The sequence below is a fragment of the Candidatus Diapherotrites archaeon genome, assembly GCA_030688545.1.
GTDB lineage: Archaea > Iainarchaeota > Iainarchaeia > Iainarchaeales > VGJJ01 > VGJJ01.
Genome location: JAUYHT010000008.1, coordinates 113663 through 136753 on the forward strand (window position 1 = coordinate 113663; position 23091 = coordinate 136753).

At 44.6% G+C, this 23091-nt stretch carries 30 protein-coding genes; 14 read left to right on the forward strand and 16 right to left on the reverse strand.

Features of this window, described 5'->3' with window-relative positions; genetic code table 11:
• The first annotated feature begins 157 nt into the window (after positions 1-157).
• From Q8P05_06075 to Q8P05_06085, 3 genes are all read left to right on the forward strand, one after another.
• Positions 158-715 carry a hypothetical protein gene (locus Q8P05_06075; GenBank protein MDP2667038.1) on the forward strand — a complete coding sequence of 186 codons (558 nt, stop codon included), beginning with the start codon at positions 158-160 and terminating at the stop codon, positions 713-715.
• Positions 716-771: 56 nt separating this feature from the next.
• Entirely contained in the window at positions 772-1122 is a 351-nt protein-coding gene (locus tag Q8P05_06080; protein MDP2667039.1) for a hypothetical protein, read from the forward strand.
• Between the two features lie 161 nt (positions 1123-1283).
• On the forward strand, positions 1284-2366 hold the full coding sequence (locus Q8P05_06085) for a hypothetical protein (protein MDP2667040.1): 1083 nt from the start codon (positions 1284-1286) through the stop codon (positions 2364-2366).
• 226 nt (positions 2367-2592) lie between these two features.
• On the opposite strand, the gene Q8P05_06090 is transcribed toward Q8P05_06085, so the two are convergent.
• Positions 2593-3321, reverse strand: a complete 729-nt coding sequence (locus tag Q8P05_06090) for a hypothetical protein (protein ID MDP2667041.1) — start codon at positions 3319-3321, stop codon at positions 2593-2595.
• A gap of 78 nt (positions 3322-3399) precedes the next feature.
• On the opposite strand from Q8P05_06090, the gene Q8P05_06095 reads away from it, so the two are divergent.
• Complete coding sequence (locus tag Q8P05_06095; protein ID MDP2667042.1) at positions 3400-3897, forward strand: hypothetical protein; 498 nt, start codon at positions 3400-3402, stop codon at positions 3895-3897.
• Complete coding sequence (locus Q8P05_06100; GenBank protein MDP2667043.1) at positions 3884-5074, forward strand: hypothetical protein; 1191 nt, start codon at positions 3884-3886, stop codon at positions 5072-5074. The genes Q8P05_06095 and Q8P05_06100 overlap by 14 nt, the downstream gene beginning before the upstream one ends.
• Here Q8P05_06100 and Q8P05_06105 read toward each other — a convergent pair.
• Positions 5071-5817, reverse strand: coding sequence for a hypothetical protein (locus Q8P05_06105; GenBank protein ID MDP2667044.1), 747 nt, complete (start codon positions 5815-5817; stop codon positions 5071-5073). The two genes, Q8P05_06100 and Q8P05_06105, sit on opposite strands and share 4 nt — an antisense overlap.
• Before the next feature lie 96 nt (positions 5818-5913).
• Here Q8P05_06105 and Q8P05_06110 point away from each other — a divergent pair, with 96 nt between their 5' ends.
• The gene (locus Q8P05_06110) at positions 5914-6762 is read left to right on the forward strand and encodes a hypothetical protein (protein MDP2667045.1); all 849 of its coding nucleotides are present in this window, start codon (positions 5914-5916) and stop codon (positions 6760-6762) included.
• 8 nt (positions 6763-6770) lie between these two features.
• Here Q8P05_06110 and Q8P05_06115 read toward each other — a convergent pair whose 3' ends face one another.
• From Q8P05_06115 to Q8P05_06135, 5 genes are all read right to left on the reverse strand, one after another.
• Positions 6771-7046, reverse strand: coding sequence for a hypothetical protein (locus Q8P05_06115; GenBank protein MDP2667046.1), 276 nt, complete (start codon positions 7044-7046; stop codon positions 6771-6773).
• A gap of 444 nt (positions 7047-7490) precedes the next feature.
• Complete coding sequence (locus Q8P05_06120) at positions 7491-7946, reverse strand: nucleoside deaminase (GenBank protein ID MDP2667047.1); 456 nt, start codon at positions 7944-7946, stop codon at positions 7491-7493.
• 2 nt (positions 7947-7948) lie between these two features.
• Positions 7949-8587, reverse strand: coding sequence for an SGNH/GDSL hydrolase family protein (locus Q8P05_06125; GenBank protein ID MDP2667048.1), 639 nt, complete (start codon positions 8585-8587; stop codon positions 7949-7951).
• A gap of 2 nt (positions 8588-8589) precedes the next feature.
• Positions 8590-8904: a divalent-cation tolerance protein CutA gene (cutA, locus tag Q8P05_06130; GenBank protein MDP2667049.1), complete on the reverse strand. Its 315-nt coding sequence runs from the start codon at positions 8902-8904 to the stop codon at positions 8590-8592.
• Positions 8905-8953: 49 nt separating this feature from the next.
• Positions 8954-9328 (reverse strand): nuclear transport factor 2 family protein, encoded by a 375-nt coding sequence (locus Q8P05_06135; protein ID MDP2667050.1) that lies wholly within the window; start codon positions 9326-9328, stop codon positions 8954-8956.
• Positions 9329-9380: 52 nt separating this feature from the next.
• Here Q8P05_06135 and Q8P05_06140 point away from each other — a divergent pair, with 52 nt between their 5' ends.
• Positions 9381-10013, forward strand: a complete 633-nt coding sequence (locus tag Q8P05_06140) for an MBL fold metallo-hydrolase (GenBank protein MDP2667051.1) — start codon at positions 9381-9383, stop codon at positions 10011-10013.
• A gap of 82 nt (positions 10014-10095) precedes the next feature.
• Here Q8P05_06140 and Q8P05_06145 read toward each other — a convergent pair whose 3' ends face one another.
• Both Q8P05_06145 and Q8P05_06150 read right to left on the reverse strand, forming a co-directional pair.
• On the reverse strand, positions 10096-10452 hold the full coding sequence (locus tag Q8P05_06145; protein MDP2667052.1) for a hypothetical protein: 357 nt from the start codon (positions 10450-10452) through the stop codon (positions 10096-10098).
• Between the two features lie 20 nt (positions 10453-10472).
• A complete protein-coding gene (locus Q8P05_06150; GenBank protein MDP2667053.1) occupies positions 10473-10823 on the reverse strand; it encodes a hypothetical protein in 351 nt (116 codons plus the stop codon).
• A 77-nt stretch (positions 10824-10900) separates the two neighbouring features.
• On the opposite strand from Q8P05_06150, the gene Q8P05_06155 reads away from it, so the two are divergent.
• Positions 10901-11290 carry a VOC family protein gene (locus Q8P05_06155; GenBank protein ID MDP2667054.1) on the forward strand — a complete coding sequence of 130 codons (390 nt, stop codon included), beginning with the start codon at positions 10901-10903 and terminating at the stop codon, positions 11288-11290.
• Between the two features lies 1 nt (position 11291).
• Here Q8P05_06155 and Q8P05_06160 read toward each other — a convergent pair whose 3' ends face one another.
• From Q8P05_06160 to cca, 4 genes are all read right to left on the reverse strand, one after another.
• A complete protein-coding gene (locus Q8P05_06160; GenBank protein MDP2667055.1) occupies positions 11292-11735 on the reverse strand; it encodes a PIN domain-containing protein in 444 nt (147 codons plus the stop codon).
• Positions 11732-12013 carry a hypothetical protein gene (locus Q8P05_06165; GenBank protein MDP2667056.1) on the reverse strand — a complete coding sequence of 94 codons (282 nt, stop codon included), beginning with the start codon at positions 12011-12013 and terminating at the stop codon, positions 11732-11734. Before Q8P05_06165 ends, Q8P05_06160 begins: the two co-directional genes overlap by 4 nt.
• 125 nt (positions 12014-12138) lie before the next feature.
• Positions 12139-13509: a GTPase gene (locus Q8P05_06170; GenBank protein MDP2667057.1), complete on the reverse strand. Its 1371-nt coding sequence runs from the start codon at positions 13507-13509 to the stop codon at positions 12139-12141.
• Between the two features lie 13 nt (positions 13510-13522).
• On the reverse strand, positions 13523-14911 hold the full coding sequence (cca, locus tag Q8P05_06175; protein ID MDP2667058.1) for a CCA tRNA nucleotidyltransferase: 1389 nt from the start codon (positions 14909-14911) through the stop codon (positions 13523-13525).
• 51 nt (positions 14912-14962) lie between these two features.
• Here cca and Q8P05_06180 point away from each other — a divergent pair, with 51 nt between their 5' ends.
• The 3 genes from Q8P05_06180 to Q8P05_06190 all read left to right on the forward strand — a co-directional run bounded on the left by Q8P05_06180 (position 14963) and on the right by Q8P05_06190 (position 19032).
• Complete coding sequence (locus Q8P05_06180) at positions 14963-16561, forward strand: ATPase, T2SS/T4P/T4SS family (protein ID MDP2667059.1); 1599 nt, start codon at positions 14963-14965, stop codon at positions 16559-16561.
• Positions 16562-16624: 63 nt separating this feature from the next.
• Positions 16625-17419 carry a hypothetical protein gene (locus tag Q8P05_06185; protein MDP2667060.1) on the forward strand — a complete coding sequence of 265 codons (795 nt, stop codon included), beginning with the start codon at positions 16625-16627 and terminating at the stop codon, positions 17417-17419.
• Between the two features lie 11 nt (positions 17420-17430).
• Positions 17431-19032 carry a tRNA uridine(34) 5-carboxymethylaminomethyl modification radical SAM/GNAT enzyme Elp3 gene (locus Q8P05_06190; protein MDP2667061.1) on the forward strand — a complete coding sequence of 534 codons (1602 nt, stop codon included), beginning with the start codon at positions 17431-17433 and terminating at the stop codon, positions 19030-19032.
• Between the two features lies 1 nt (position 19033).
• Here Q8P05_06190 and Q8P05_06195 read toward each other — a convergent pair whose 3' ends face one another.
• Together Q8P05_06195 and Q8P05_06200 are read right to left on the reverse strand one after the other, a co-directional pair.
• The gene (locus Q8P05_06195; protein MDP2667062.1) at positions 19034-19723 is read right to left on the reverse strand and encodes a hypothetical protein; all 690 of its coding nucleotides are present in this window, start codon (positions 19721-19723) and stop codon (positions 19034-19036) included.
• A 43-nt stretch (positions 19724-19766) separates the two neighbouring features.
• Positions 19767-20714: a hypothetical protein gene (locus tag Q8P05_06200; GenBank protein ID MDP2667063.1), complete on the reverse strand. Its 948-nt coding sequence runs from the start codon at positions 20712-20714 to the stop codon at positions 19767-19769.
• Between the two features lie 52 nt (positions 20715-20766).
• Here Q8P05_06200 and Q8P05_06205 point away from each other — a divergent pair, with 52 nt between their 5' ends.
• Together Q8P05_06205 and Q8P05_06210 are read left to right on the forward strand one after the other, a co-directional pair.
• Positions 20767-21132, forward strand: coding sequence for a hypothetical protein (locus Q8P05_06205; protein MDP2667064.1), 366 nt, complete (start codon positions 20767-20769; stop codon positions 21130-21132).
• Positions 21125-21493: a Holliday junction resolvase-like protein gene (locus Q8P05_06210; GenBank protein MDP2667065.1), complete on the forward strand. Its 369-nt coding sequence runs from the start codon at positions 21125-21127 to the stop codon at positions 21491-21493. Before Q8P05_06205 ends, Q8P05_06210 begins: the two co-directional genes overlap by 8 nt.
• 286 nt (positions 21494-21779) lie before the next feature.
• Here Q8P05_06210 and Q8P05_06215 read toward each other — a convergent pair whose 3' ends face one another.
• The gene (locus Q8P05_06215) at positions 21780-22832 is read right to left on the reverse strand and encodes an mRNA surveillance protein pelota (protein ID MDP2667066.1); all 1053 of its coding nucleotides are present in this window, start codon (positions 22830-22832) and stop codon (positions 21780-21782) included.
• Positions 22833-22892: 60 nt separating this feature from the next.
• On the opposite strand from Q8P05_06215, the gene Q8P05_06220 reads away from it, so the two are divergent.
• Complete coding sequence (locus tag Q8P05_06220) at positions 22893-23090, forward strand: hypothetical protein (protein ID MDP2667067.1); 198 nt, start codon at positions 22893-22895, stop codon at positions 23088-23090.
• Position 23091: the final 1 nt, after the last annotated feature.

Here is a 23091-nt window from a genome sequence, read left to right on the forward strand (position 1 = left end):
GTATCTGAGGGCTTAGCGGAGAGTGCGACACGCGTGAAATCGCGTGTATCTGCCTCAATAGCTTCAAAATCCACTCAAAAAGAAGAGAAAAATACGCCCACCCCATCATCAAAGATAATAGAAAAGACTATACAAAAAGACACGGAGGAACCGTGACATGGAAACGAAAGCCGTTTTTAAAACACATGGAGAACCCGATCAGGTGCTATATCAGCTTATTCAACGAAATCACTTCCTCCCCTGGTATCGATTCTCGCCTGAGCATTGGGTAGCGATCCAATTAGGCAGACATCGAATTGCGGAGTATAATGAAGGAAAAATAGTGTCGCGATGTTACACCACGATGAAAGAATTTCAAGATAGTGTTTCCCTCCAAATATTATTCCTTGGAACCCCCTTAGTTGGAGTTAACCCCGAACTGTATGAACGATTCCGAAACGATGACGTTTTACAAACTAAAGCTATCGAAGCCGTTAGTTCTTGGCATCGTGACGGAACTCCCAATGCCAAAAGACGATTAGCACAAATCAGAATGTTTTGTCTATTACTCGCGATTGCAAAAGAAGAAGGGCGTTCAATCGAAGAAATTTCCATGGAAGGACATGAGGCAGACAAAAATCTTTCCCAAGAAACAAAAGCAGAAATCAAAGCAAAAGGCTCGTGCTTGGCCACTCCAATACTTATTGAAGAAATGATTAAAACCACTCAACAATAACACATAATTTAGCCAGAAAAAATAAAGTTGTGTGTTTTTTATTTTCTGGAACATTCATGCAGGCAAAAATATCTCTTGTTTTCCCGCAAAAACAGCTCTTTTTTCACAATTCAAATCAAAAGACAATGATTTCTGCATTGCCTGAAAAACATTTTTTCCAAAAATTTCAAAATTATGAAGACAACATGGACCTAAAGCGCTTCAATTTCATGAAGCAGTTTTCCCAAACTCTGACCCTTAGAAGTCAGACTATAGGCGAAGAACTTTCTTCTTTTTTCACGAATCACGGTCGACTCAATCAAATTCAGTTCTTCGAGCTCCTTGATACGACTCGACAATGTGGCTTCCCGGTCTACCGTCTTTTTGAGGTCCTTGAACCGCAAGCCCTTGCTCTTATAGAGCGATAAAAGCACTTTTACGATATATTTCCTTTCGAGAATCGTTGTATCCATACCTACCGAAATCGTAGGTATTTTACCTCAAATAGCTTTTACGCACATTAAATAGTGTTACTTACGCTGGCAGTAAGTATTTTAATGGGGGTTTTGTTCCTACTTTATGGTAAAGTATGCCCCGAATCGCCCTTTTTGGAACCTTTTGGCTTTTGGCTATTATCGGGCTGAGCGCGTGCATAAGTGCCCCTGAAAATCAACAGCAGGAGATTAACCCTATTGACATCCCCGAAGTTACTCCGAATCTAAAAATTGCTGGGATAGTTGAGACTGATGTTTTCCGACTCTTTCCAGCAATTCGACAAGTGAATTCCAACACTATATCCTATGAGGTAAGACGTTGTGCATTTGGCGAAGAAGCAGTTCCAGGTGCCAATTTTGGACGACCCGTAGTGAGTATTCATTCATTAGATGAAACAACATCTAAGCGCAATGACATTATCATGTCAGTGGTTGAAGATTCACGCGACTATGTGCAAACGCTCTCCGCACCGCTCCTTACATTTCTCATTTCAAATGAAAGTGACGTGAATTCAGGCGAAATAATTCTTTCCTATGATGAATCGGATAATGGTGACCAATATTGGGTTCCGCGACCATTCAGTTTTTCTCCTTCATTTTCAAAATTTACTGAATTAACCTTGGTCGGAGCTTCCGAAAATAGCGATTATGCGTATTTTTTCAATCCCGCATTGACTTCAAGGACCTATTTCTACGATCAAAATGAAAACTTGATTTTCACAGACGCGGGAAAACTGGGAGATAAGAATGCAACCTACGAATTCAATGAAATCCCTCCCGAAAAAATTTTGGATGCAAATATCTTGGGCTTGTGCGACAGCGAATTTGACTATGTCGAAATTGAACAGAATACTTTCCCTGTTTCAACTAGGAAAATTCCATGCAAACAAAATTTCGACCAGATCAGAATTGATAACCTCCAACCGAACGAATCAGCACTTGTTTCCCTTCACTATTATCCTATGCGACGAATAAATTTGAACATGGAGCATACACCCGATCCTCCATTTCAATGGCCTGTAAAGGAACAAAAAGAAGCCGCGATCAACATTCAAATAAACGCACAGTATTCTGCCAAGAAAGAGAAGTTATTCCAGATTGAATTAAAGTTTACCAATCGGGAATATGAGTATGATATCTATGATAATGTGTGCAAACCAATTAGTGAGAGTTCTTGAAATTGTTAATCATTGATTTCTCAGCTCTGTTCCTCATAAGAAAAGCTGTGAGGAACATGCATACTCTCTCTTCGCCAAAGAACCCTATTTTTTCGGAAATGTGAACAAAAACATAAAAAATACGGAAAAGAAGAATCCTTTTCCGAAACGGAACATCAAAAATCATGACCTTGGTGATTTGCTCGTTCTTTTTAAGAAAAAACAAAATGGAAAATTTCTATTTGTCTTACTCCTTTGATACCCCGTCTTCACAAACCATTGTAAAATCTTCTGTGACACTGAGTTCCATTTTTCTAACGTTTTTCCTCAATCGATTGATAACTGCAGGTTCTCCCTTTTCTTTAATATTTTCTTTCAATTGCCAATGTGTGAAGTTGGCAACAATATCCGCTATTCGAATAAGCGGATAATCCCAATCACCATCTTGCAAATCGCAAGACCCTAACCAATTTTCTGCATGCTCTCGTACTTTTTGCTTTGATGTTTCCCAACCATATCCTTTCAAGTCTTTGTCCCATCGCATGACGGTTTCACCTTTGAATCCCTGGATTTTTAGAACCTCAACCACTAACCATTCATGTTTAGCATAGATATCATTCATTGTGGTATATGCTGATGTTCCATCGTCTTTGAAAGTGATTCGCCAAAAGGGAATCCTGTCATAGTTTTTCTTATCAATTTTTCCACGAAAAATTTCTTTGTCAACATACAGAATAAAGAATTGAAAATCAGTCTTGGCAAGCCGATCCACAATTTCTTCCCATGAGCTATGTAAATTTACTCCTTTTTTTCCTGGCCAGCTTGTTTCAAGCCAATCACAAATTTTTTCAGCGGCTTTGAAATCCCGGGTTGTGATCGTGACAAGAGCGAGATATCGATTAGAGTAATTATCATATTCGATCTCACGATTTCCCGAGGCATCAAAACCAGCATAAATTTCCTTCAAAGAGTCCATAATTAGGTCTTTTCCAAATTAAGGTTAAAAAATGAATCAAACCACCCGTGCTAATCATGCTAATGAGATGTGAATACCATGATTGATCCAGCCGTCCCCAATGAGACACGCGAGCAAAACCGAATTGCAATTGTGATTGGTGTTTTTGCCATCTTGTTTGTTTTGTATCCTCACGTTAACCAATCTACTGATGAAATCAAACTTCTTTTTTACCTCACGGCCTTAGTAGCTATGTTTTACGGTTTGTATCTCTTTTTCATTGCCCTTGCGTATACCCCTGAAAGCGTTGGTCGAATGCATTCAAAATATTTTAACAAATTCAAAGAACTGGCATATTTCAATTATTTCATCGGCTCGTATGCAGCGTTTCTATTTATGGCCGTAATTGTTGTTTCGCTTATTTTTGGCGGAGTCGCAAAGGCAATTTTGGGTTTTGAAATCCCTCTAATAATTCAACAAATTCTTCTTATACTTTTGATTGCTGTTGAAGCGATTAAAATTTTTGGAGTGAATACAGAGGAAAAAACTGAAGAGCCGATTTGGTCTAGAAGAAGGCGGTACCATGAGCAAAAATAGTGCCGACTTTGTTAAGGCAAAGAAACTCTACTATGTTGAAAAATGGGCCGTTACTGAAGTTAACATAAAATTTGAGAATGTTGATGGAAACCAAAGTATTTCTGCTACGATGATTTTTGAAAAGGGCGGGAAAACTGAAACGATTGTATCAGGTGAACCAGATTTTGTTGACATGGCATTTAATTTCAAAACATTATATCGAGACGGTGAAACTAAGATTATAGATTTATCATCTACTCCAATTAAGAATGTCGCTAATCTTTACAAGAATGTCGAGTTTTTCAAAGACCTTTCCAAAGATAAGGTTAGAGAACTTATTGGAGAAATACAAAGTGGTAAATTTTTATTTCCTTCTGGATTTAACTTGCGTTCGACGATATTAGATGTCTTAGCTAAGAGATTTGATAATGAACATGTAAAATTCCTGCTCGCAAACTACAATGCATCTTTAGCGTTGCAACTAGCTGGGATGCCGTTATGGTATTCATCTTACCAGAAAATGAAGAATGCTGCAAATGACAAAGGGAGATTCGAAAATTTTGAGAGAATATTTAGCAGAGTTTTTAGGGAGACACTTGGTGAAATGCCTGTTATAAAGGCGTTTTTAGCGAAGGAAACAAAATACAAAGCCGATAGAAATTTATTGTTAAAAAATCTTGGAACCGAATTTTCGCGCCATAAAGAACGGTGGGATACTTACTACAAAACTACCGGCGGACAGATGGATGGAAATGCTGCAGTATTGCATTTTCTTGATGATTACGCAAATTTGTTTGAGATTATCAAACCTTCTCTTCAAGATATGGTCTCTATCGTGAAGGAGAAAAACAATGAAAATAATATCTCTTTAGAAAGTGATAATCAAATAGCAGCGTATCTCAAACAAAAGGGATTTTCTGATTTAGTTGACCCGATTGACCCAATACTGAGGAATGGCAGGAGTCATTACGCGCTTGAGCAGATAGAAAAAGGGAAGCTTCATATTTATAATACAAAATTCAAAGATAGAAAGCTGCTTAAAATTTATGATATACAAGATGTCATTGATAAGTACATGGAATTTTGTGACTTTGCTCGCGCGTTAGTAATTACTGATGTCCTTAACGACGAACTTCTTTTGCTAAAGGCCCTTGATTCGCCCGATTTTAAATTCTTTGTCATTGAAAATAAGACTTAGTTTATTGCTGTAACAATTTGTTCAACTTTTTTGATATTTTCCAAGAGTGTTTTAGTTTTATTATTCTCGAATTCTTCAAGCGAATAAATAATCTCACTATTATTAAGGTAGTTATAGTATTCCGCAAAGGATCGCGCTAGAATTTTGATATTAAATTCTAAAACTTTTCTAGTAACTTTTGGATCATAGTTTCGAGTTGTCTTTTTCAGATTTGCTAAACCTTTTCTGTGATAGGTTTGGAAAGGCAACATCAGCTTTTCCGTATTACTATGTGCTATTTTTGAAAAACTGCTGTACAAATTTAGGCGCAAGTGTCTTTCCATTTGACTATAATTTGGTTTGTGACCATATTCTATCATCTCTTGGATAAGGTCAAAATTATTTGTATCTAAGCAATATACGACTCGCAGCATTCTTTCGTAATTTGCTCTCAATATTGTGACGGATTCGCCCAAACTTCCTTTTAATGCTAAATCTTCTATTATTCGGGATGCGTCTAAATTTTCCACAAGAAAATATTCATAAATTACGGATGATTTCCAACTAATTTTTCCATTTTTGTAAAAAAGGCCTTGTATTGATTCAAAAAGAAGTTGTCGAACTTTTTCACATTTTTCTAATAGCTTCTTCAATTCTTTTTCATTATTACTATGGATACTTTTTTCTTCATTTTTAGATTTTTCTTCGAATGTTTCTTCGCTAGTCGCAAAGGAATGAATAATTTTTTGTAATGTTGATTTCATCCGTTGATTCCTTCATGGTTACAAATTCTTAGATTATTATCTAGACAACGAACATAATGAGAAAGGCCGTAAAAAGCATTTGGTCTAATACTCGCTATGGATAAAAAAACCGTACTTGAGCTTGAGGATGCCGTAAAGACCCTGAAAGTTTGGATGAATCAATCTGCGGCTATGGTGACTCCAGAAATAAGAGATGCCGCTCTAGAATTATTTCAGTTAGGTAAATGCGATCTGGCAGTATCAAAACTTGCTTTTGATGGTGGTCACTATCCACAAGCCCTATCACTGTTACAACAGTCAGTAGAAAAACTGGGAAAAAGTGGGTTTTTAGTGACCGGTCAGGAGAAGCCTGAAAAGCTGGCCACTCATTATTTTTATGAGCCGGTAAGTAAAAAAATATTGGATACCAACGCGACCGCATTTGACTATTTTACTGAAGTTTCTAAAATTGACCTGCCATTTAGTTCTGATTTTTCCGAAATCAGAAGAAATGAAGTGAAACTAAGAGAGATGTCCAAAGAAAAAATCAATGAATTTTTTAATTCTTTTGATGAAGGTGTGGCGCAAGTAATGGATGATGGTTTTATCGCTACAGAATTGAATAGACAGTTTGGCTTTTATGAGGGAAAAATTGATGTTCATCATCTCAATGTCGCACGTAAAAGTGCTAAAGAACAAACTCCACGCGTTAGAAATATGTTGCTAAGTGTTCTAAACTGGGCAAAACTAACAAGCTTGGTCGTCTTACTTACATCGCATTATCAGTCCTCCAGATACCCCTATGACAATAAGGGTGCGTCCTACTCTGATGATTATCACATAAAGTATGTTCAGAATCTTGGGGTTATTCAAGCATATCCATTAGTGTATATTCAAATTCAGAATCTATTCACGTTTTTTGGAGATAGTTATGGATTAGAACTGAAACAAGTCACGGATGATTAAGAATTATGTCAGGGTTTCAACCACGTCACAATTACAATTAAGAATGTGGCAATTGTCATCAAGATTGTTGCGATTGCCATCCATTTTTGCATCTTTGTTGATGCCCTCATTTCATTGATTAGTTCCCGGCCGCTTCGCCGTTCCATTTCAAACTTTACCATCGTTAAATAATTTTTGTTGATGGTGTGGGATGTAATTAGTCTCAAATCTTCATCAGATAGATCGCTGACCATTCCATTATCCAAAGAACGGTATAACTGATCCAAGTGTTCAGCCTTATTCATGTCAGTTCTCCATTTTTGGTAGTTCACGTATCAGGAGTGTATTCCTTCCTTGTCGTTCCCACAGTAGCTTTGTGCCTTTTTCCCATAGCATCAAGTGCATGAGTTCGACGGGTATGGTGGCATGGTAGCGGAATGAGCCGTCTTTGTTGGCGCTTTTCTGGATTTTGGAAGTTGCCATAGGGAAAACATTACCATTATATGGATTGCTTCCTATAAGGTTTGTTACCTCTAAAAGGCTAAAAAAAGAGCATCTTGATTTTACGAATAAGCGTCCTCCGGGGCCGTTTAATTTTTTGTAAGGTAGCAAACAGGGTAGCCTCTTTTCTTTTTTGGAGATGGAATGGCATATGTCGGTGGAATCAGACCGATTTTATCACTACGAACTTTTTTACGAACTACTGAAAGGCCGAATCTGGCCCGAAAAATTTTCTCGCAAATTTTGCTTTATGGTTTTTTCACCGCACTTATTGATTTCCATTCATTTAATAGTGCTATGGCTTCCTTTTTTTCTACGCCGCCTTTTACTATTATTTTACCAATTTTATTTTTTTTAAGAATGTAAAATGTTCTTGTTTTCCCATATTCTCCATGTGGACATCCATAGATTACTTTGGATATTCCAGCATAAACCATTGCTTTTGCACACATTAAACAAGGTTCCACTGTGGTATAGAGAATAGATCCTTTCAACGAGTCTTTTTTCCGAGATGCTTTTCGAATAGCAGAAATTTCAGCATGAGCTGTAGGATCGTGCTTCCCGCCCTCTTGACTTCGAGATTTAGCGACGATTTTATCACTTTTTACAATGATACAACCGCATGGATAATCGCCGCGATTTAATCCTCTTTCGGCTTCTATGAGAGCAATTTTCATTATCCGTTGATCTGAGTTGCTTTTCATAGTTAAATCCACTTTTTCTTGTTTAGGGCAGCCCACACAATTTTTTCAATGAGTTGATGACCTTTATTATTCGGGTGAATTCCATCATTCAATGTAGAAATGAACGTTTTATTATTTAATATAGCAAATGCGTTGACAAAATAGACTTTTTCCTCCATACAAATTTTCTTCAAGGCTTCGTTGTACTTTTCAAATTGCTTTAAACGATACGACCCTTTTGGGTACCATGGAATTGGATCTACTTTGCTTTCATCGCATGGCTTTATTCCCAAGAAAACCATTTTATCTGAATACCTTCGCGTCATCTTTATTAGACGACGAATATTGCGCTTGAATATAGGTAGAGCAACCTTATTTTGTTTCTTTTTAGGTAACCAGATAGCATCGTTCCCCCCTCCGGAAAAAATGAAAATGTTTTGCTCAGTTGGATCATCATCTAAGCGAATCTTAGCCTCACTTTCAAATCTTTTAACTAATCCAGTTGTTGTGCCACCTGAGATCCCAAGATTATAGATCAGTAGATATTTGTTATTTGGAATATTTTTCTGATCTAATTTCTCTCGAATTCGTGAAACCCATCCGCCTTTTTTATCCCAAGCACCATAGGTAGTTGAATCACCAAAAACCAAAATATGTGTCATAGTCAAACTCCAAGAGATTCTTTTACCCACTTTTCAAGTTTGCTTTCATTTTTTGCGACTCGAACAAATTCTATTGCTGGCAAATCGTATGAGTGTACTTTCTTTGTCTCTACAATAATTTGCTCTATTTTTTCTTTGGTCGTTTTGACAAGGAGCATTGTTTCATTAGAAGATTCCATTTTTCCCTTCCACCAATAATATGACTCAATACTGGGAATAATATTCCCACATGCCACCAGCTTTTTCAGCAGGAGATTTTGAACAATTTTCTTGGCTTCGGAACGATCTTTACAAGTAATAAATCCGATATAAATCATTCTAGACTTTTTGTTTTTTCCTTTATATTACTCACTCGTAATTAGATTATTAGGGGCTTCTACAGAGGTGTTCATGGACAATCTTCATCCCGTTAAGACCCTTCACAATGAGCATAGTTCCTCGACCACTTCCCTCTGCCATTTTCCCGATGACAATCCCTTTCCAATGAAAATTAAAAGTGCACACTGCGCACTCGTCTCCAATATACAACCACTTCACTTTTGAAATTTGGTATTTTTCGTCTTTTATTTTGTTAAACGTCTTTTCAAAAGCTATCCTTATCTCGTCTATTCCTTTGAATGAACCATCCGTAAACTCATATATTGCATTGACATCGATGAATGGTTCTACATTTTTGAAATCGTGAGAATTAGAGGCCTTTTCATACTCCATCAAAAAATTATCCAGTACTTTTTCTTCCATAACCCCCAATAGTGCCCTTAATCTTAAAATAACTCCTTGCTCTATCTAGCATATGCAAGTTACAAAGTATTGTCACTGTTGTCTATTTATTGAGGAAAATGAAGCGCGGATTCTTATCGATCCAGGAAGCTATTCAAATCCCCCCTTCGATTTGAAGCTGAATGCTATTTTCATTACGCACCAACACTCGGATCATATCGATGTGAGTTTGCTGAAGAATATTTTAGCCGAAAATACTGGTTGTCCAATTTATACATGTCAAGACGTGTCCGAAATATTATCCAAAGAAGGAATTTCATCAACTGCTCTCAAAGAAGGACAAGTTATCACAGTCAAAAATACTCCAATAAAGACTGTGGGAAAAGAACATGCTATTCTCTATCAGAAAAGTCCATGTATGAATCACGGATTTCTAGTTTCAAATCGATTTTTCTTTCCCGGAGACGCACTAACAATTCCTAATGAATCTGTCGAAATTCTCGCCCTGCCCGTAGCCGGCCCCTGGTTGAAACTCTCAGATGCAATTGAATATGCTATAAAAGTAAAACCAAAAATAGCATTTCCAGTACATGACGGAATTCTCAAAAAACCTGGAACAACAAACACCATTCCTCAAATCAGCTTACCGCAACAAGGAATTCAATGGATTATCCCTGAAGACGGGAAAAAAATGGGGTTTGGCTAGTTTCAGAAATTAGTCTACTGGAATCTTTTTTGTTTAAATTAAGAGTAAAAAGAACGCCCCACCTCCACGGTGGCGATTCGTTTCACGCCAGCTGGATCACAATCTCTTTCGCATTGAGTTTTGGATAGACATATTTTCCCTTTTTGGATTTGACAATAAGGTGGCTTTTTTCGAGCGCATTAAGGTCGCGGGATATGGATTCCTGCTTTCTTTTTGTTTTTTTGGCTAGCTGTGAAACACCCAATGGTTTTTCATCATCATATTCAATAAGTTGCTGAAGCAAATGAAGCTTCTGTGGAGACAACGCCTCCAACATACTTTTCCAATCCTTGAAATAAATCACATGACTAGTCACTTTAATGAGTTTTGGGTTTTGGAAAACGGCCTTAAGGTCTTCCCGCGGGTTCCCCCCGATTCTGAAAACGATCCTTCGCCCCATCATACGTATAGCACACTCCGTTATATATAATTGTTTTGGTATTGAGCCAAATACCATCTCCAGTTTCCCATGACCTTCTCATAGTAATATATCACCGCCTCATACGAAACAGGACGATTATGATACTCCTTTTCTCCTGGACCTATGAAAAAATTATGCATGTGAATGGACTCCTTTTTGTTCCCGTCAATTTTGACAATTTCAATTGGATGACTATCTTTCCAATGAAGCTGAATGATAGCGAATGATTCAATAATCGAAAAATCTTCATCAGCCCGAATCCGGACGACCATTTTATTCTGTTCGGTTTCATCGAGTGAAACTATCATTTTATAATTTTTCAAATCGCTCATTTTAGCAACCGCCAGCATTCAATTTATATTGTTAGGGAAAATTTTTGCGCGAATTCATACCTTTATTTTTATACTGTTGACTACAAAATAGCAATATGCCCCCTATTCTCAATGTCAACGCCATCGACCACATCAACATGTCCGTGAAGGACCTGGAGAAGAGCGTGCGGTTCTACCGAGAGGTGTTCGGCTTCGAGATCAAGGAGGACCAATCCAAGGACGCTTCCTACATCATCGGCAATGCGCACGTGAAACTCTGTTTATATGAGGACAAGAATTTACATGTCAAGGAAGGGCTGAACCATTTCGGCTTCCACATCGAAAATTTTGATGAGATAATTTCAAGATGCAAGGAAATGGGAGTGCCGGTTTCCTATGATGGAGCAATTGAGTGGAAAAACCCCGCGCGATCCAAATCCATCTACATCACCGACCCCTCCGGATATGTCATTGAATTAAGCAACCTTCCCGGGGGCGGGTTGTGAATCACGCAATCGGGTTTATGGCAGTGATCCCCGGAATATTATTGAAATCCTTTACGTTTTCAGTGTAAATGACATGGGTTTTATTTCGTAGTGCCGTTTGGGCTAAAACAACATCGTAATAGTCAAGACGCTGCTGGCCGCAAATCGCAACCGCTTCGCGAATGCTTATCGGGTCATCCACCAATACTATGGGAAACATCTCGCAAAAAAAGGAGATGAAATCGCCGACTTCTTGAGAATGGGTGCCTTTCTTTTGAATCATCACGCTACCAAATTCGCGCAAATTCTGCATTGCAATAAGAAAATGATCCTTATTCTCTTCCACTTCTCGCATAAACCGTTGGGCTTTGGCGTGCTTTTCCTTCTCGTTCGCATCCGCAAAATAAACGAGGATGTTGGTGTCAATTAGGGCTGTCCCGCTCATTCGAACACCTTTCAAAATCATTCTCCGTCTGAATCGCCCACGATTTTATGCAAGTGCTCAAACCGTTTTCCTTTGTAAAGGTCGGCGCGCTTAAACGTTCCCACGCCTAAATCAATATCACGATTGGATAATTCCCAGGCTTTTTTCCAGGCCCGTTTCCGTCTGTTTTCTTTATCTAATAATTCGAGGGCCTCTTCTACGGTCGCCGAGATGGCCCCTTTTTTACCGCCTTTTTCCATGGCCAATTTTGTCAATAGCTTATCCTTTTCATCACTAATGGAGATTAAACGCTGTTTCATAGTAGATATGGGCATTCCAACTATATATGGATTACCATATATATCCTTTTCGAGGGCGGAGCGCCGAGAAAAAAGGGCCGCTGAAACCTACAGACGGGGAATTCCTTTCTTGGGATAAAACTGCTTCACCGGGTACGGCGCGATGGGGGCTTTTCGAAAAACCCTCCTTGCTTCAAAATTCGTTTCAAATCCATTTTCCCTTTTTCCTTCAACGCGTAATTCACCTGCACGATGGGCTTGTTGAGCTTAACAATGTTCCCCAAATCAATAGGAGTGCCGGAAACCACATAGTCACAATCCGCCTTATTCAACGTCTTCTCCAGTTCGCTGATCTGGATTTTGGAATAACCCAGCGCAGGAATCACTTCTTTCAGATTGGGATATTTGTCGAACGCTTTCCGAATATCCCCCACCAGGAAGGGTTTGGGGTCTAGGATGATGGCGCCCTTCTCTTTAGCGAAAACGGTTCCCGCTCCAAATGGCATACCCCCATGCGTCACGGTGGGACCATCTTCCACCACCACCACTTTTTTCCCACGCAACCGAATCTTAGAATCGGTATGGAGTACAGAATCCGCATGGATGATTTTAGCCTTTGGATTATAATGCTGAATGTTCCGCTGGGTCACCTTGATTTGGGACGGGTGCGCGGCATTCTCCTTGTTGATCACAATAACGTCGGCCATGCGCAGGTTGGTTTCGCCGGGATGATAATGCATCTCGTCCCCCGCCCGCAGGGGGTCCACAATTACGAAAAGGAGATCCGGCTTGATGAACGAAAAATCATTGTTCCCCCCATCCCAGATGATGACATCGGCTTCCTTCTCGGCGCGGCGGAGAATTTTTTCATAGTTCACCCCCGCGTACACAATTAATCCCTCCCGGATGTGTTTCTCGTATTCCTCCCGCTCCTCAATGGTGGCGCGGTGGTGCTTGAGGTCCTTGAGCGTGGCGTATCGCTGCACTTCCTGCCGGGTGAGATTACCATATGGCATGGGGTGCCGGATGACCACGCCCCGACGCTTAGCCAGCTTGAGCAACCCCCCAATTTTCCTCGTGGTCTGGGATTTCCCCGAACCGGTGCGCACCGCGCAGATGGCGATAACAGGTTTGCTCGATCGCAACATCGTGGCATCCGGCCCCAATAGCCTGAAATTGGTTCCCGCCGCCAGGCATTGAGAGGCGCGATGCATCACATACTCATGCGACACATCCGAATACGCGAACACCACTTCATTCACCTTGTATTCCTGAATGAGTTGAGTCAGCTTGTCCTCCGGGAAGATGGGAATCCCTTTAGGATAGAGCTTCCCGGCGAGCTTGGCGGGAAACTTCCTCCCCGCTATCCCTGGTATCTGGGTGGCCGTGAAACATACTACATCATAGAAAGGATTGTCCTTGTACACCTGATAGAAATCGAAGAAATCTCGTCCAGCTGCACCCATGATGATGATGCGGCGTTTTACGAATTGAAGGGGAGTTGTGGGCCCGGCCATTCTGGTTCACCATTCACAGGAAAAATTCCTTGCCTTTTAAGAATGCGCTCAGGGCACGGGCGAATTCATCATCTTTGCGCGCGAGCCCAGTCAAATGCGTTTCCTGCAGAATCTTAAAATCACTCATCGCTGAGGCCAATTCGTCTTTTTCATTAGCAATCATCTTACCTTTCCATATCTCTTCCAGTGCGCCCTCGGCCTTAACAAAACGCCTTGTTTCTTCCACCACCAACCGCCCCTCCTCGATGCGGGGCCCCGACAAAGGATGAGAGTGGGCTTTAAGGAACGCCTCCGCATGCCCTGCTTCCACCACTTTCGGTCCAATCCTGGTTTTGGATTTCTGCAGGATAGGATTGGCGACATCGAAGAAGAGGTAACAATCCTCCCCCCCACTCGTATGGGTGAAAGTGCGTCGCACGATGAAATCATTCTGCTGCAATCCGGTGGAGGCACGCCGGGACAATCGAGCGAGCTGCCCCCACACCACATCCTCGACGATTCCTTTTGGATAAGAAAAATGCAGGCCGATGAGCTCTTCCGTCTGGAACCTTTTTTTCAATTCCTTTTCTGGCAAAGCCTTTTCCTGGTGACCGAAAAAGAATGTCATTCGGGGGCGGTTGAGAAAGCTCCGGGCCGCCATGATAAGACGGGCGAACTGGTTATAGGACAAGGCCGCGGCCACATTACGAATTTTATCGGTGGGATCCACGACCACCAAGAACGCGCCTGGAAAAAGCGATAGGGCCTCGGACTCGGAACCGTATTCGTTTTCCCTATCAATCACCGTGCCCTCTTTCCAAAAAGCCATGGCGCGCAGCGCTTTCTCGAATGTCCCATATTCCAGAATAAGCAATTCCACCAGATACCCTGGCACCCCCTGGTACCGGGTGTCCGCTCCATACACTTGGATGCCCTTGAAGAATTGTTTGAGCAGACGAACCTGATTCCGTTGATAGATTTTCAATCGACGTTTGACATAGGAGGTATGAAACGGGGTGCGATCCACGGCAGAAATCTTCTCAGTAGCTTTTCCCACCTTAAACACCGGGACAATTTCCACATCGAACCCATCGATATTTCCCCGGACGTAGGGGTGTTCGCTGTAGGCTTCCTCATGGGGATTTTTACCAAAAATGAAATGGCCCAGTTTCAATCCGTGCTTCTCGAAGGATTCCCGTTTGAGGGAAGGGGAATAATACACGAAAATATCCAAATCCTTGTCCCCCGCGAGATGCGTGTCGCGCGCGATGGAACCGGCGAGCACGGCACCTTTATGGGGGCCGCGGGTCTTCCGAATGGTGCGCATGATCCTCCGGCACAATGCCTGTTCCGCGGTCCGTTCTTTCTTGGAAGGAACGATATAGGTCAACACTTTCCGTGAGAGCGCTGCTAAGGAAACCATATGCACGGGAAAACCCCCTGCTTAATATATTCCACCGTGGTTCTCCCCTCCATGGACAAACGCATCACGTCCATCCGGGGCGAATTATTGGAAGACACTCCCCACGCCCGCATCTACGAGGGGTTTCCCTACAACGAGTACGAGGCCAAGAAGCCTGTTTTCACCCCCCCTGAACAGGAATTCGCTGACGCATTGGCATCTGCCCTGAACGCGCGCACCCGCAGTGAAGAATGGTCGCACCGACTCCCAACAAACGTCGCCAAATCATTCGTCACGCCCTTCAAGATGCGCATGATTACCCTCGTTGAAAGTAATGAGCTCGTGGACAAACTCCCCTCGGAAGAGGATTGGGAGACCCTCCACGCGGTGTTGACGGGATTGCTCCGCGAGCACGGGGATATCGTGAAAGACATGGATGCTTTCGCTACCTATGTATTGGATTATGGGGTGGGGTATGCGCAGATAGGGTCGCTCCTCCGCGACCCCCACTTGGAGGAAGTAATGGTGAATGGGCAGAAACGAAATGTCTTCGTCTACCACCATCGCCATGGTACTTGCAAGACTAATATCTTCGTGGAAGCGCACGACCCCCACATCCTGCGCATCATCACCAAGGCATCCAAATATGCCGGGAGAAAATTTCATGAGCACGAACCCCTATTAGACGCCCGCCTCCCCGATGGATCACGCCTCAATGCGACATTCGAAACCGTCACCCCATTTGGTCATTCCATCACCATCCGCAAGTTCACCCGCAACATGCTGTCGGTAACCCAACTCATCGCCAACAATACCCTCACCTTTGAGACAGCCGCCTTCGTGTGGGTGATGACCGAAGGGATGGGAGTGAAACCCATGAATATGATCATCACCGGGGGCTCAGGATGCGGAAAAACGACCTTCCTCAACTGTGTGGGGAGCTTCATCCCATTTGGGGATAGGGTCATCACCATTGAAGACACGGCCGAACTCAAATTCTTCGATCGGGAGAATTGGATTTCCATGGAAGCCCAACCCCACACCCGAACCAATCCCGGGACGGACATGAATGATTTGCTCACCAATGCCATGCGGATGCGGCCCGATAGATTAATCGTGGGGGAAGTGCGGGGAAAGGAAGCCGAAACCCTGTTCATAGCTATGGACACCGGTCACCAGGGGTGCATGGGAACCCTCCACTCCAATTCCGCGCGCGAAATGCTCGTGCGCTTGACAAATGATCCCATGAACGTGCCCCAATCCCTATTGCCGGTGTTGGATATGGTGGTGGTGCTCCAGAAAGTGAATGATGTGAAACACGGCCTCCAACGCCGAGTATCTCAAATTGCGGAAGTGTCCCACATGAACCAGAGCATCCTCCTCTCCAACCTCTTCGAACGCCACCCGGAAACCGATCTGCTGATGCGCACCGACACCCCCTCCCACCTGATGCAGGTGCTATCCGATGCTGCTGGAAAGAACAAGCGGAGCATCCTCCAAGAAATTCTTGTTCGCCAGCGCGTGCTGGAATGGATGATCCGCCACCGCATATTCGACCCGGCGGACGTGGAAAAGGTGGTGCAGCAATACTACTTCGACCCGGCCGGGATCGTGGACCAAGTGACAAAGGAACTGGAAGACATCAACCCCCCTCCCCCGCGGAAGAAATGAATGGGATTTACTCTCTGGCGAATCACCCGATTGTTTATATTCCAGTAAGCCCTAATGGGAAGCATGCGTTTATTGGGAATAGGATTGGCCTTTTTGCTCGTTCTCTCATTCGCCTCGGCCGATGCCCTCCTCGTGGACCCGGTGGTGGAGAAAGGGAAACCCGGCGCCACGTTTGACTTGGGAAAGATCGAACCCGGCCAGGGGATTGAGGTCATCCTCTCCAAGGACACCGGGTATGGGGCGTCCGCATTCTGGACCCAATTTGAATGGACCTCTCTTTCGGATGACAGCCTTCGGGCGCAGGATTCCCAGATTGGCCAAGAAAGCCTTGTCGGCCGAATACAAGCCACCGGATTCACTGAGGAAGGAACGTACCACGCCACCCTCGTCCTGAAAGGCGACCCCACCCTATTACAAGAGGAAACCTACCACGTGATATTTACTGTTCAACCCACCCTCGTGAAAGGTAGCTTGGCCGTGAGGGGGGTAGAAGGAAGGGTCAACCAGGAAATGACCTTTGATGTCCTCCTGGTGAATGATTCCTCTTCCCCCGTGCGCATCCGCGTACAACCCGAGCTACCGGGAACATGGAGCTCGCCGCGCGAGATCCACTTGGCTCCCCGCTCATTCCAGAATGTGGAGGTTGGCATTACCCCCCGATTCGCGGGAGAGAAGACTTTCCCCCTGCACCTGGTGAATACTGAAACCAATCACATTTATTCCACGCTCCAGGGCAACCTCACGGCCCGACCCGAACTCAAAGACCGGTACGCGGCGGGGTTATACGGATTTCCATTTTTTACCATCTCATTAGTGGCGAACACCCTGGCGAATGCCTTTTTTAGCCTTCTCCTGTGATGCATCATTTCATGTCGCCCAATGATAATCCCATGAAGCCTAATGAACGCCTGGCCCACCGGCTCTACACCGAGATTCAGGCCAATACGATTACGGACATTCCCCGCTTCAACACGCGCAAACGCGAGCTCGCAGAAGGTTTGGGAATCGCCCACTTACCCCCCAACCCGGATTTATTGCCCCTCATGCCAGGGGCATTGAGGAAGGAACAGCGCGCGCTTTTCGCCATCAAACCTGTTCGCAACATTTCAGGGGTTGCCGTCCTCGCGGCCATGGTGAAACCCCACCTCTGCCCGCATGGGACGTGCATCTACTGCCCTAAAGGATTACACCACCCCGCACCCCCCGCTTACACGGGGGATGAACCCGCGGCCCAACGCGGATACCGGAATGATTTTGACCCCTATCGCCAAGTCAATGGCCGCATTCAGCAGCTACAAGCGGTGGGCCGGGACACTGACAAGTGCGAGCTCATCATCATGGGAGGCACCTTCCTCTCGATGCCCCTGGATTACCAATATTCCTTCATGCAAGGATGCTTAGAAGGGCTCGCCGGGAAACGATTTCCATCCATGGGGGAGACCATAGCGGCGTGCGAAACGAGCGCGAACCGAGTCATTGGCATCACCATGGAAACCCGCCCGGACGTGGCCAAAAAGGAAGACATCGCCCGCATGCTTTCATGGGGGAGCACCCGCGTCGAATTGGGGGTACAAACCATTTACGATGACGTACTTGAAAAACTGAACCGCCAACACACGGTGAAGCAGACTATTGATGCCACGCGCCGATTGAAAGAAAGCAGTTTGAAGGTAGGCTATCATATGATGGCCAAACTTCCCCATTCCGAATTGAAACGGGACATGGCCGCGCATTTAAACATATTTTCAAACCCAGATTTCAAGCCAGACATGGTGAAACTCTACCCCGTCGCCGTGGTGGCCAACACCGCGCTCTATGGGATGTGGAAACGCGGCGAATATGAGGAGATGACTCAAGAGGAAGCGGTGGCATTCTACGCGGCACTGAAACCCCGCATTCCGGAATGGGTGCGAGTGATGCGGGTGCAACGCGATATCCCCACTCCCAATATTTCCGCCGGGGTGAAGAAAACCAACCTCCGCCAGCTGGTGGAAAAACGAATGAAAGAAGAGGGAACACGCTGCCGCTGTATCCGGTGCCGCGAAATGGGATTCAAAAAGGTCAAGGAAGGGGTTTCCCCTCAAAAAATAGAATTGGTGACCCGCTCGTATGAAGCCTCCGGAGGAATGGAGTATTTTATTTCCGCCGAGGACGTGGAACAGGACATCCTGGTGGGGTTTATCCGCCTCCGGATCCCCCACCTCCCATTGTTCTCCGAACTGGCCGACTCCGGATTCGTGCGCGAAGTGCATGTATATGGCCAATCTGTTCCCCTGGGGGAGCAAAATGTCACAAGCGGCCAGCACAAAGGATGGGGCCAACGCCTGCTCCAGGAAGCCGAGCGCGTGACTAAAGAGAAGCACGGTTTATCCCACGTCAACGTCATCGCCGGAATTGGAGTGAGGGAATACTACAAGAACTTGGGGTATGTGCAGAACGGGGCGTGGGTGCGGAAAAATCTGAAAGGATGAATCATTTCCTCAATAATCTTTCCAATTTTTTCTTTTGTGTTTGCAGCAATCTTAGTTTTTCCCGCAGTAATTCGGGTGGCTCATTCCGGACCATCAAGTTGAATTCCTCCGCGAGATACAATTGGTTGGTATAAATATTGATATCAATAATGGTCTTCATCAAATTCTGAGAAATGTAATACTTTTTCAATCTGGAATAATATAATTTTTGATTCGACTTACGAGCTATTGCCATCTGTCTAGAAATCACTTCTAATTCACTTTTCGCTTGTGCGGAATCATAGAGGTTATTCTCAATTTCGGTTGCCTTATGGATAGCGATAGATGGGTTTCCTCGGAAGGCATATGTCCATTTCAAATCCTTCATCTGTTGCATTTGAACGCCCATTTGCAATACCATATTATCCTGGAGCGATCCCGGATGCCTTTTCAACCAGGAAATAATCTTTGATATCCGCCGAATACGCAAGTCCGCATATTCCGACACCGCATTGGAGAAAGTAATTACGTTAAGGAGATTTAACACTATCCCATCAATGGAACGGAAATTTTGTAATGGCACATGACTCATTTTGCCTAATGTTTGCTTTAACCCCCGTATGTCCTCAGATAAAGGTTTAAGCTGTTTCCTTAGCTCGATCCACTTGTCCCGGGGATTTCGATCTCTCCTCCTATTGGGCTTTTTAGGCATTAATGGGTTGGGAGATTGGAATTTTTAACCTAATTGGTAAAATTCAATTACCCATTTCCCGCTGGAAACGTCTAAGTGCCTTTTTGGAATATTCCAAGTCTTTCCGAATAATATCCCGCGTGCGTCCTTTGAACCGCAGTCCGGTCAGACGGAGGATTTTCAGCTCATATGTGAGGCGTTGAATATCACGGGAGTAATAATTGATTCCAGAGGTAAAAAATCGGTCGATCAATTGGGGGGAAGGGGATAGGTTTTTCTGTAATCTGTCTTGATGCGCGTCCATAGCTTCTACGAATTTCCTTTTCCAATCAATACCTTCAAGTGAATATCCTTCAAAAGCTTTAATCTCCGGTCCGATATTGAGCAATTGCTCAACTTTTCTCTTCTCTTTTCGCCATTCACTTTTCCAGGTCTCCAGATTCCGGATATATCGCTCTCGATATTTTGATGTCGCCCCGGTGAGGGAGGATGCGGATGTCAACCAATCCAATTCAATATCCAGCCGATTAATCTCAGCCTCAATATATTTCACGTAAGCCGAATGAAACCCCAAAAGAACGGGAACGGCTCCCTTCAATTCACTAATCGTTTGGATCCTGATTTTTCCCATTCTATTGCGAGTCGTCCGGTATTCTCGGCGTTTTTCTTTTAGATCCGCTTCTCCCTCCGCCACTTTCCTTTGGTGCAATCGCCGAAGCGCCGCTAAACGATAGGTAATCGAACGATACCGCCGATTCCTTCCAAATAGATTGACCATCAACTGGGAAGATCCTCGGTAATGAGAGGATAATGCTTGTTTCACCATATCGGGGTATACGCGCTCAACTGCCGATGTCCCGAAATAGATTGGTCTACGCGGCTCGGTCACCATATCCGGACGCATGACTATTCCGCGACGCCACACATTTGCACGCTTGGCTTCCCGCTCTAAAAAAGCCAAATCCCGCTTGGCTGTCTTCTTGGGATACGATCGTCTTTCTCTAGACCCCATGTTCCCCAATACCATCGCGCGACTTTAAAGGGTGTCACTCCCACCAATATACATGATCCTCATCGCCACCATTGGTTCGGGAAAAGGGACGTGGGGACATGTCCAGCGGGTGATGAAAGAGGGGGATTGGGAGAAAACGCTGCTCATCGGGAACGATTGGAGTAAGGAGCATTTCTCTTTCCCGGAGGGGATGGATGTAGAATGGATCGTGCTCCATGCGCAGGAACCATTTGAGCAGATCAAGGAGCAGATCGCCGCCCGGTTGGATAAAAAATCGTATGGGGTGTGCCTGTCCTCGGGCAGCGGGAAGGAACATTCAGCCCTCCTCGCAGCGCTGCTGGAAAAAAGGGTGAAATGGTCCATCGCCTACCTTTCAAAAAGCCAGCTGGCCATCTACGGAGGGGAGAAGGATGCTTGAATGGGTGCTCGCCCTCCTGGTTCTCGTGCTCGCGGGAATCAGTTTCTTCCTCTACAAACGCGTGGAGGCGCTCAGCGCCTTTGCCAATGACCTGCAATTCGCCAAACAGAGTCAATCCGTGAAATATGGGAAAATGAGCGAGCACTGGATTCCTCTGTCAGAAAAATTTCCTTACGAGAAAGAACGCTTCCGCTTCCTCGGAAACCCCATCGACGGCCTCGCATTCCTGGATGACAAAATCGTATTCTGCGAATTCAAAGCCAACACCAGCCGATTATCTTCCGTGCAGGACAATATCAAACGATTGGTGCAGGAGAAAAAGGTGGAGTGGTTGGAAATCCAGACGAAGGAAGGAGATTAGCCTCTCCTACGTATCCTTCGAAGAAGTCCGGCCCCCCATTTTCGCAATCCATATTCTTTTCTTTCCTTTTCGATATGTGAATGCACCAAAATAGAAGGGTCTTGAGGGATGCTTTCCCCTTTTTCTCTCAACCTAAACCTTTTCATCAATTCGTATGCTTCCCCCCTCTCCAAGGGTGTCACCTTCAATTTTACATCGGGCCTCAGGTCTCCCTTTTTTTTTGGTTTTTTTTCATCCGGCATGGGAAAGGAAAAGGATATTTCCTATTTAACGATTTGTTTTTTCGCTATGAGTGCTCCACCCGGTACCGCAAAATAGCCGCGATGCCCCCTAAACCATCCAATTGCTTGCCCGGGTCGGAGTCCGAATCCAGGATGGGGGAAGGGATTCCCATGCGCTTGGCGAGCGCGAGAATAATGTCTACTCGTTCCCGATTGGAATCGTATAGGTTTTGGGAAACCAACACCCGGGAGGCCGCCCCCACCTCCACGGCGTATTCCACCTGCTTGAATCCATAGGTGGCCAACCCATCCTCTTTCCCCAAGTGGCGCATCACCTCATCCACCGCCTGGGCGTGCCGGGACATCGCGTATTCTCCCACGGCCTTGGCGATGGCCTCCGAGGCAATGGCTTCCTTCACCCCCGACATCCCCGTGTCATGAGTGGGAATAGAGAGGAATTGTTTGTCGCCCTTAGGAAAGCGCTCTTGAAGGTACGCGAGCAAGGATTGTCGGGTGAAACCGGGCCCGGCAATGACCATTTGACCAACAGGGGAATGCTGCAGGATGTCCGCGATGGATGAAAAATAGTCATCCGGTTTGGACTGGGAAGCATATTGCTTTCCCGATCGGTAGGCTTTCACCCGCGCGGACTCTTTCACTCCTACCCCCGAAACCTCCACGATCACGGCTTCCTCGTCATCCAACACGACACAAACCAATTTGGCTTTCTTGCTATCCGCTTCTATCTGACGTAGGCGCTCGATTTCATGAGCGGGCAAACGTGTTTTTTTCACCGCGATGGGTTGACGCACCCCGAATACCAGGGAATGCATGGCATGCAATTCAACAAATTCTCCGGGTGAGCCGGATTCGATCGAGCCGGTGACACGGAGCTGGGACGAATGAGCATCCACCTCCACCTTATTGGTTTTGAGGGAGAGGAACATCTTCAACCGGAAGGGTTTCTGCCCCACCTCCTTGGGCTTGATGAGGCGATCCGTCTCCCCACTCACTAAATCTCCCGGATGAATGAGCTGGGATACCAAACGTAATTCGTCCGAGGAATGGCACTCGACCTTGAAAGAAAACTCATCTGGCCGCAATGAAAGGATACGCATACATAGGTCGAAAGGGCGCAGGGGGCTTAAAAAACGAGGGGAGGGTAGAATAAATACGATATGCGTCCCCTCACCAAGATAGGATGGTTCACCCTGGCAGTAGGATGGGTTATCCTGGGGATCGTTTTCATCGCGCACAATGGGATGAATGACCCTATGGCCGCCCTCTTATGGATGTTAGGTCACCTCGTCTGGGGAGGCATTATCCTGGGAGGGTTGCTGTTCATCCTCATGGCGGTCCTCTTCCTTTCCGCTTAAC

Coding starts and splice junctions, on each gene's coding strand:
- Q8P05_06165 (MDP2667056.1), bottom strand. CDS start 12,013: ATGAAACAGCGTTTAATCTCCATTAGTGATGAAAAGGATAAGCTATTG.
- Q8P05_06185 (MDP2667060.1), top strand. CDS start 16,625: ATGCGTTTATTGGGAATAGGATTGGCCTTTTTGCTCGTTCTCTCATTC.
- Q8P05_06100 (MDP2667043.1), top strand. CDS start 3,884: ATGAGCAAAAATAGTGCCGACTTTGTTAAGGCAAAGAAACTCTACTAT.
- Q8P05_06140 (MDP2667051.1), top strand. CDS start 9,381: ATGCAAGTTACAAAGTATTGTCACTGTTGTCTATTTATTGAGGAAAAT.
- Q8P05_06220 (MDP2667067.1), top strand. CDS start 22,893: ATGCGTCCCCTCACCAAGATAGGATGGTTCACCCTGGCAGTAGGATGG.
- Q8P05_06105 (MDP2667044.1), bottom strand. CDS start 5,817: ATGAAATCAACATTACAAAAAATTATTCATTCCTTTGCGACTAGCGAA.
- cca (MDP2667058.1), bottom strand. CDS start 14,911: ATGGTTTCCTTAGCAGCGCTCTCACGGAAAGTGTTGACCTATATCGTT.
- cutA (MDP2667049.1), bottom strand. CDS start 8,904: ATGATTTATATCGGATTTATTACTTGTAAAGATCGTTCCGAAGCCAAG.
- Q8P05_06115 (MDP2667046.1), bottom strand. CDS start 7,046: ATGAATAAGGCTGAACACTTGGATCAGTTATACCGTTCTTTGGATAAT.
- Q8P05_06120 (MDP2667047.1), bottom strand. CDS start 7,946: ATGAAAAGCAACTCAGATCAACGGATAATGAAAATTGCTCTCATAGAA.
- Q8P05_06215 (MDP2667066.1), bottom strand. CDS start 22,832: ATGCGTATCCTTTCATTGCGGCCAGATGAGTTTTCTTTCAAGGTCGAG.
- Q8P05_06085 (MDP2667040.1), top strand. CDS start 1,284: ATGCCCCGAATCGCCCTTTTTGGAACCTTTTGGCTTTTGGCTATTATC.
- Q8P05_06160 (MDP2667055.1), bottom strand. CDS start 11,735: ATGATTTTGAAAGGTGTTCGAATGAGCGGGACAGCCCTAATTGACACC.
- Q8P05_06195 (MDP2667062.1), bottom strand. CDS start 19,723: ATGCCTAAAAAGCCCAATAGGAGGAGAGATCGAAATCCCCGGGACAAG.
- Q8P05_06180 (MDP2667059.1), top strand. CDS start 14,963: ATGGACAAACGCATCACGTCCATCCGGGGCGAATTATTGGAAGACACT.
- Q8P05_06150 (MDP2667053.1), bottom strand. CDS start 10,823: ATGCTGGCGGTTGCTAAAATGAGCGATTTGAAAAATTATAAAATGATA.
- Q8P05_06080 (MDP2667039.1), top strand. CDS start 772: ATGCAGGCAAAAATATCTCTTGTTTTCCCGCAAAAACAGCTCTTTTTT.
- Q8P05_06210 (MDP2667065.1), top strand. CDS start 21,125: ATGCTTGAATGGGTGCTCGCCCTCCTGGTTCTCGTGCTCGCGGGAATC.
- Q8P05_06155 (MDP2667054.1), top strand. CDS start 10,901: ATGCCCCCTATTCTCAATGTCAACGCCATCGACCACATCAACATGTCC.
- Q8P05_06095 (MDP2667042.1), top strand. CDS start 3,400: ATGATTGATCCAGCCGTCCCCAATGAGACACGCGAGCAAAACCGAATT.
- Q8P05_06205 (MDP2667064.1), top strand. CDS start 20,767: ATGATCCTCATCGCCACCATTGGTTCGGGAAAAGGGACGTGGGGACAT.
- Q8P05_06135 (MDP2667050.1), bottom strand. CDS start 9,328: ATGGAAGAAAAAGTACTGGATAATTTTTTGATGGAGTATGAAAAGGCC.
- Q8P05_06125 (MDP2667048.1), bottom strand. CDS start 8,587: ATGACACATATTTTGGTTTTTGGTGATTCAACTACCTATGGTGCTTGG.
- Q8P05_06200 (MDP2667063.1), bottom strand. CDS start 20,714: ATGGGGTCTAGAGAAAGACGATCGTATCCCAAGAAGACAGCCAAGCGG.
- Q8P05_06090 (MDP2667041.1), bottom strand. CDS start 3,321: ATGGACTCTTTGAAGGAAATTTATGCTGGTTTTGATGCCTCGGGAAAT.
- Q8P05_06110 (MDP2667045.1), top strand. CDS start 5,914: ATGGATAAAAAAACCGTACTTGAGCTTGAGGATGCCGTAAAGACCCTG.
- Q8P05_06075 (MDP2667038.1), top strand. CDS start 158: ATGGAAACGAAAGCCGTTTTTAAAACACATGGAGAACCCGATCAGGTG.
- Q8P05_06190 (MDP2667061.1), top strand. CDS start 17,431: ATGTCGCCCAATGATAATCCCATGAAGCCTAATGAACGCCTGGCCCAC.
- Q8P05_06145 (MDP2667052.1), bottom strand. CDS start 10,452: ATGGGGCGAAGGATCGTTTTCAGAATCGGGGGGAACCCGCGGGAAGAC.
- Q8P05_06170 (MDP2667057.1), bottom strand. CDS start 13,509: ATGGCCGGGCCCACAACTCCCCTTCAATTCGTAAAACGCCGCATCATC.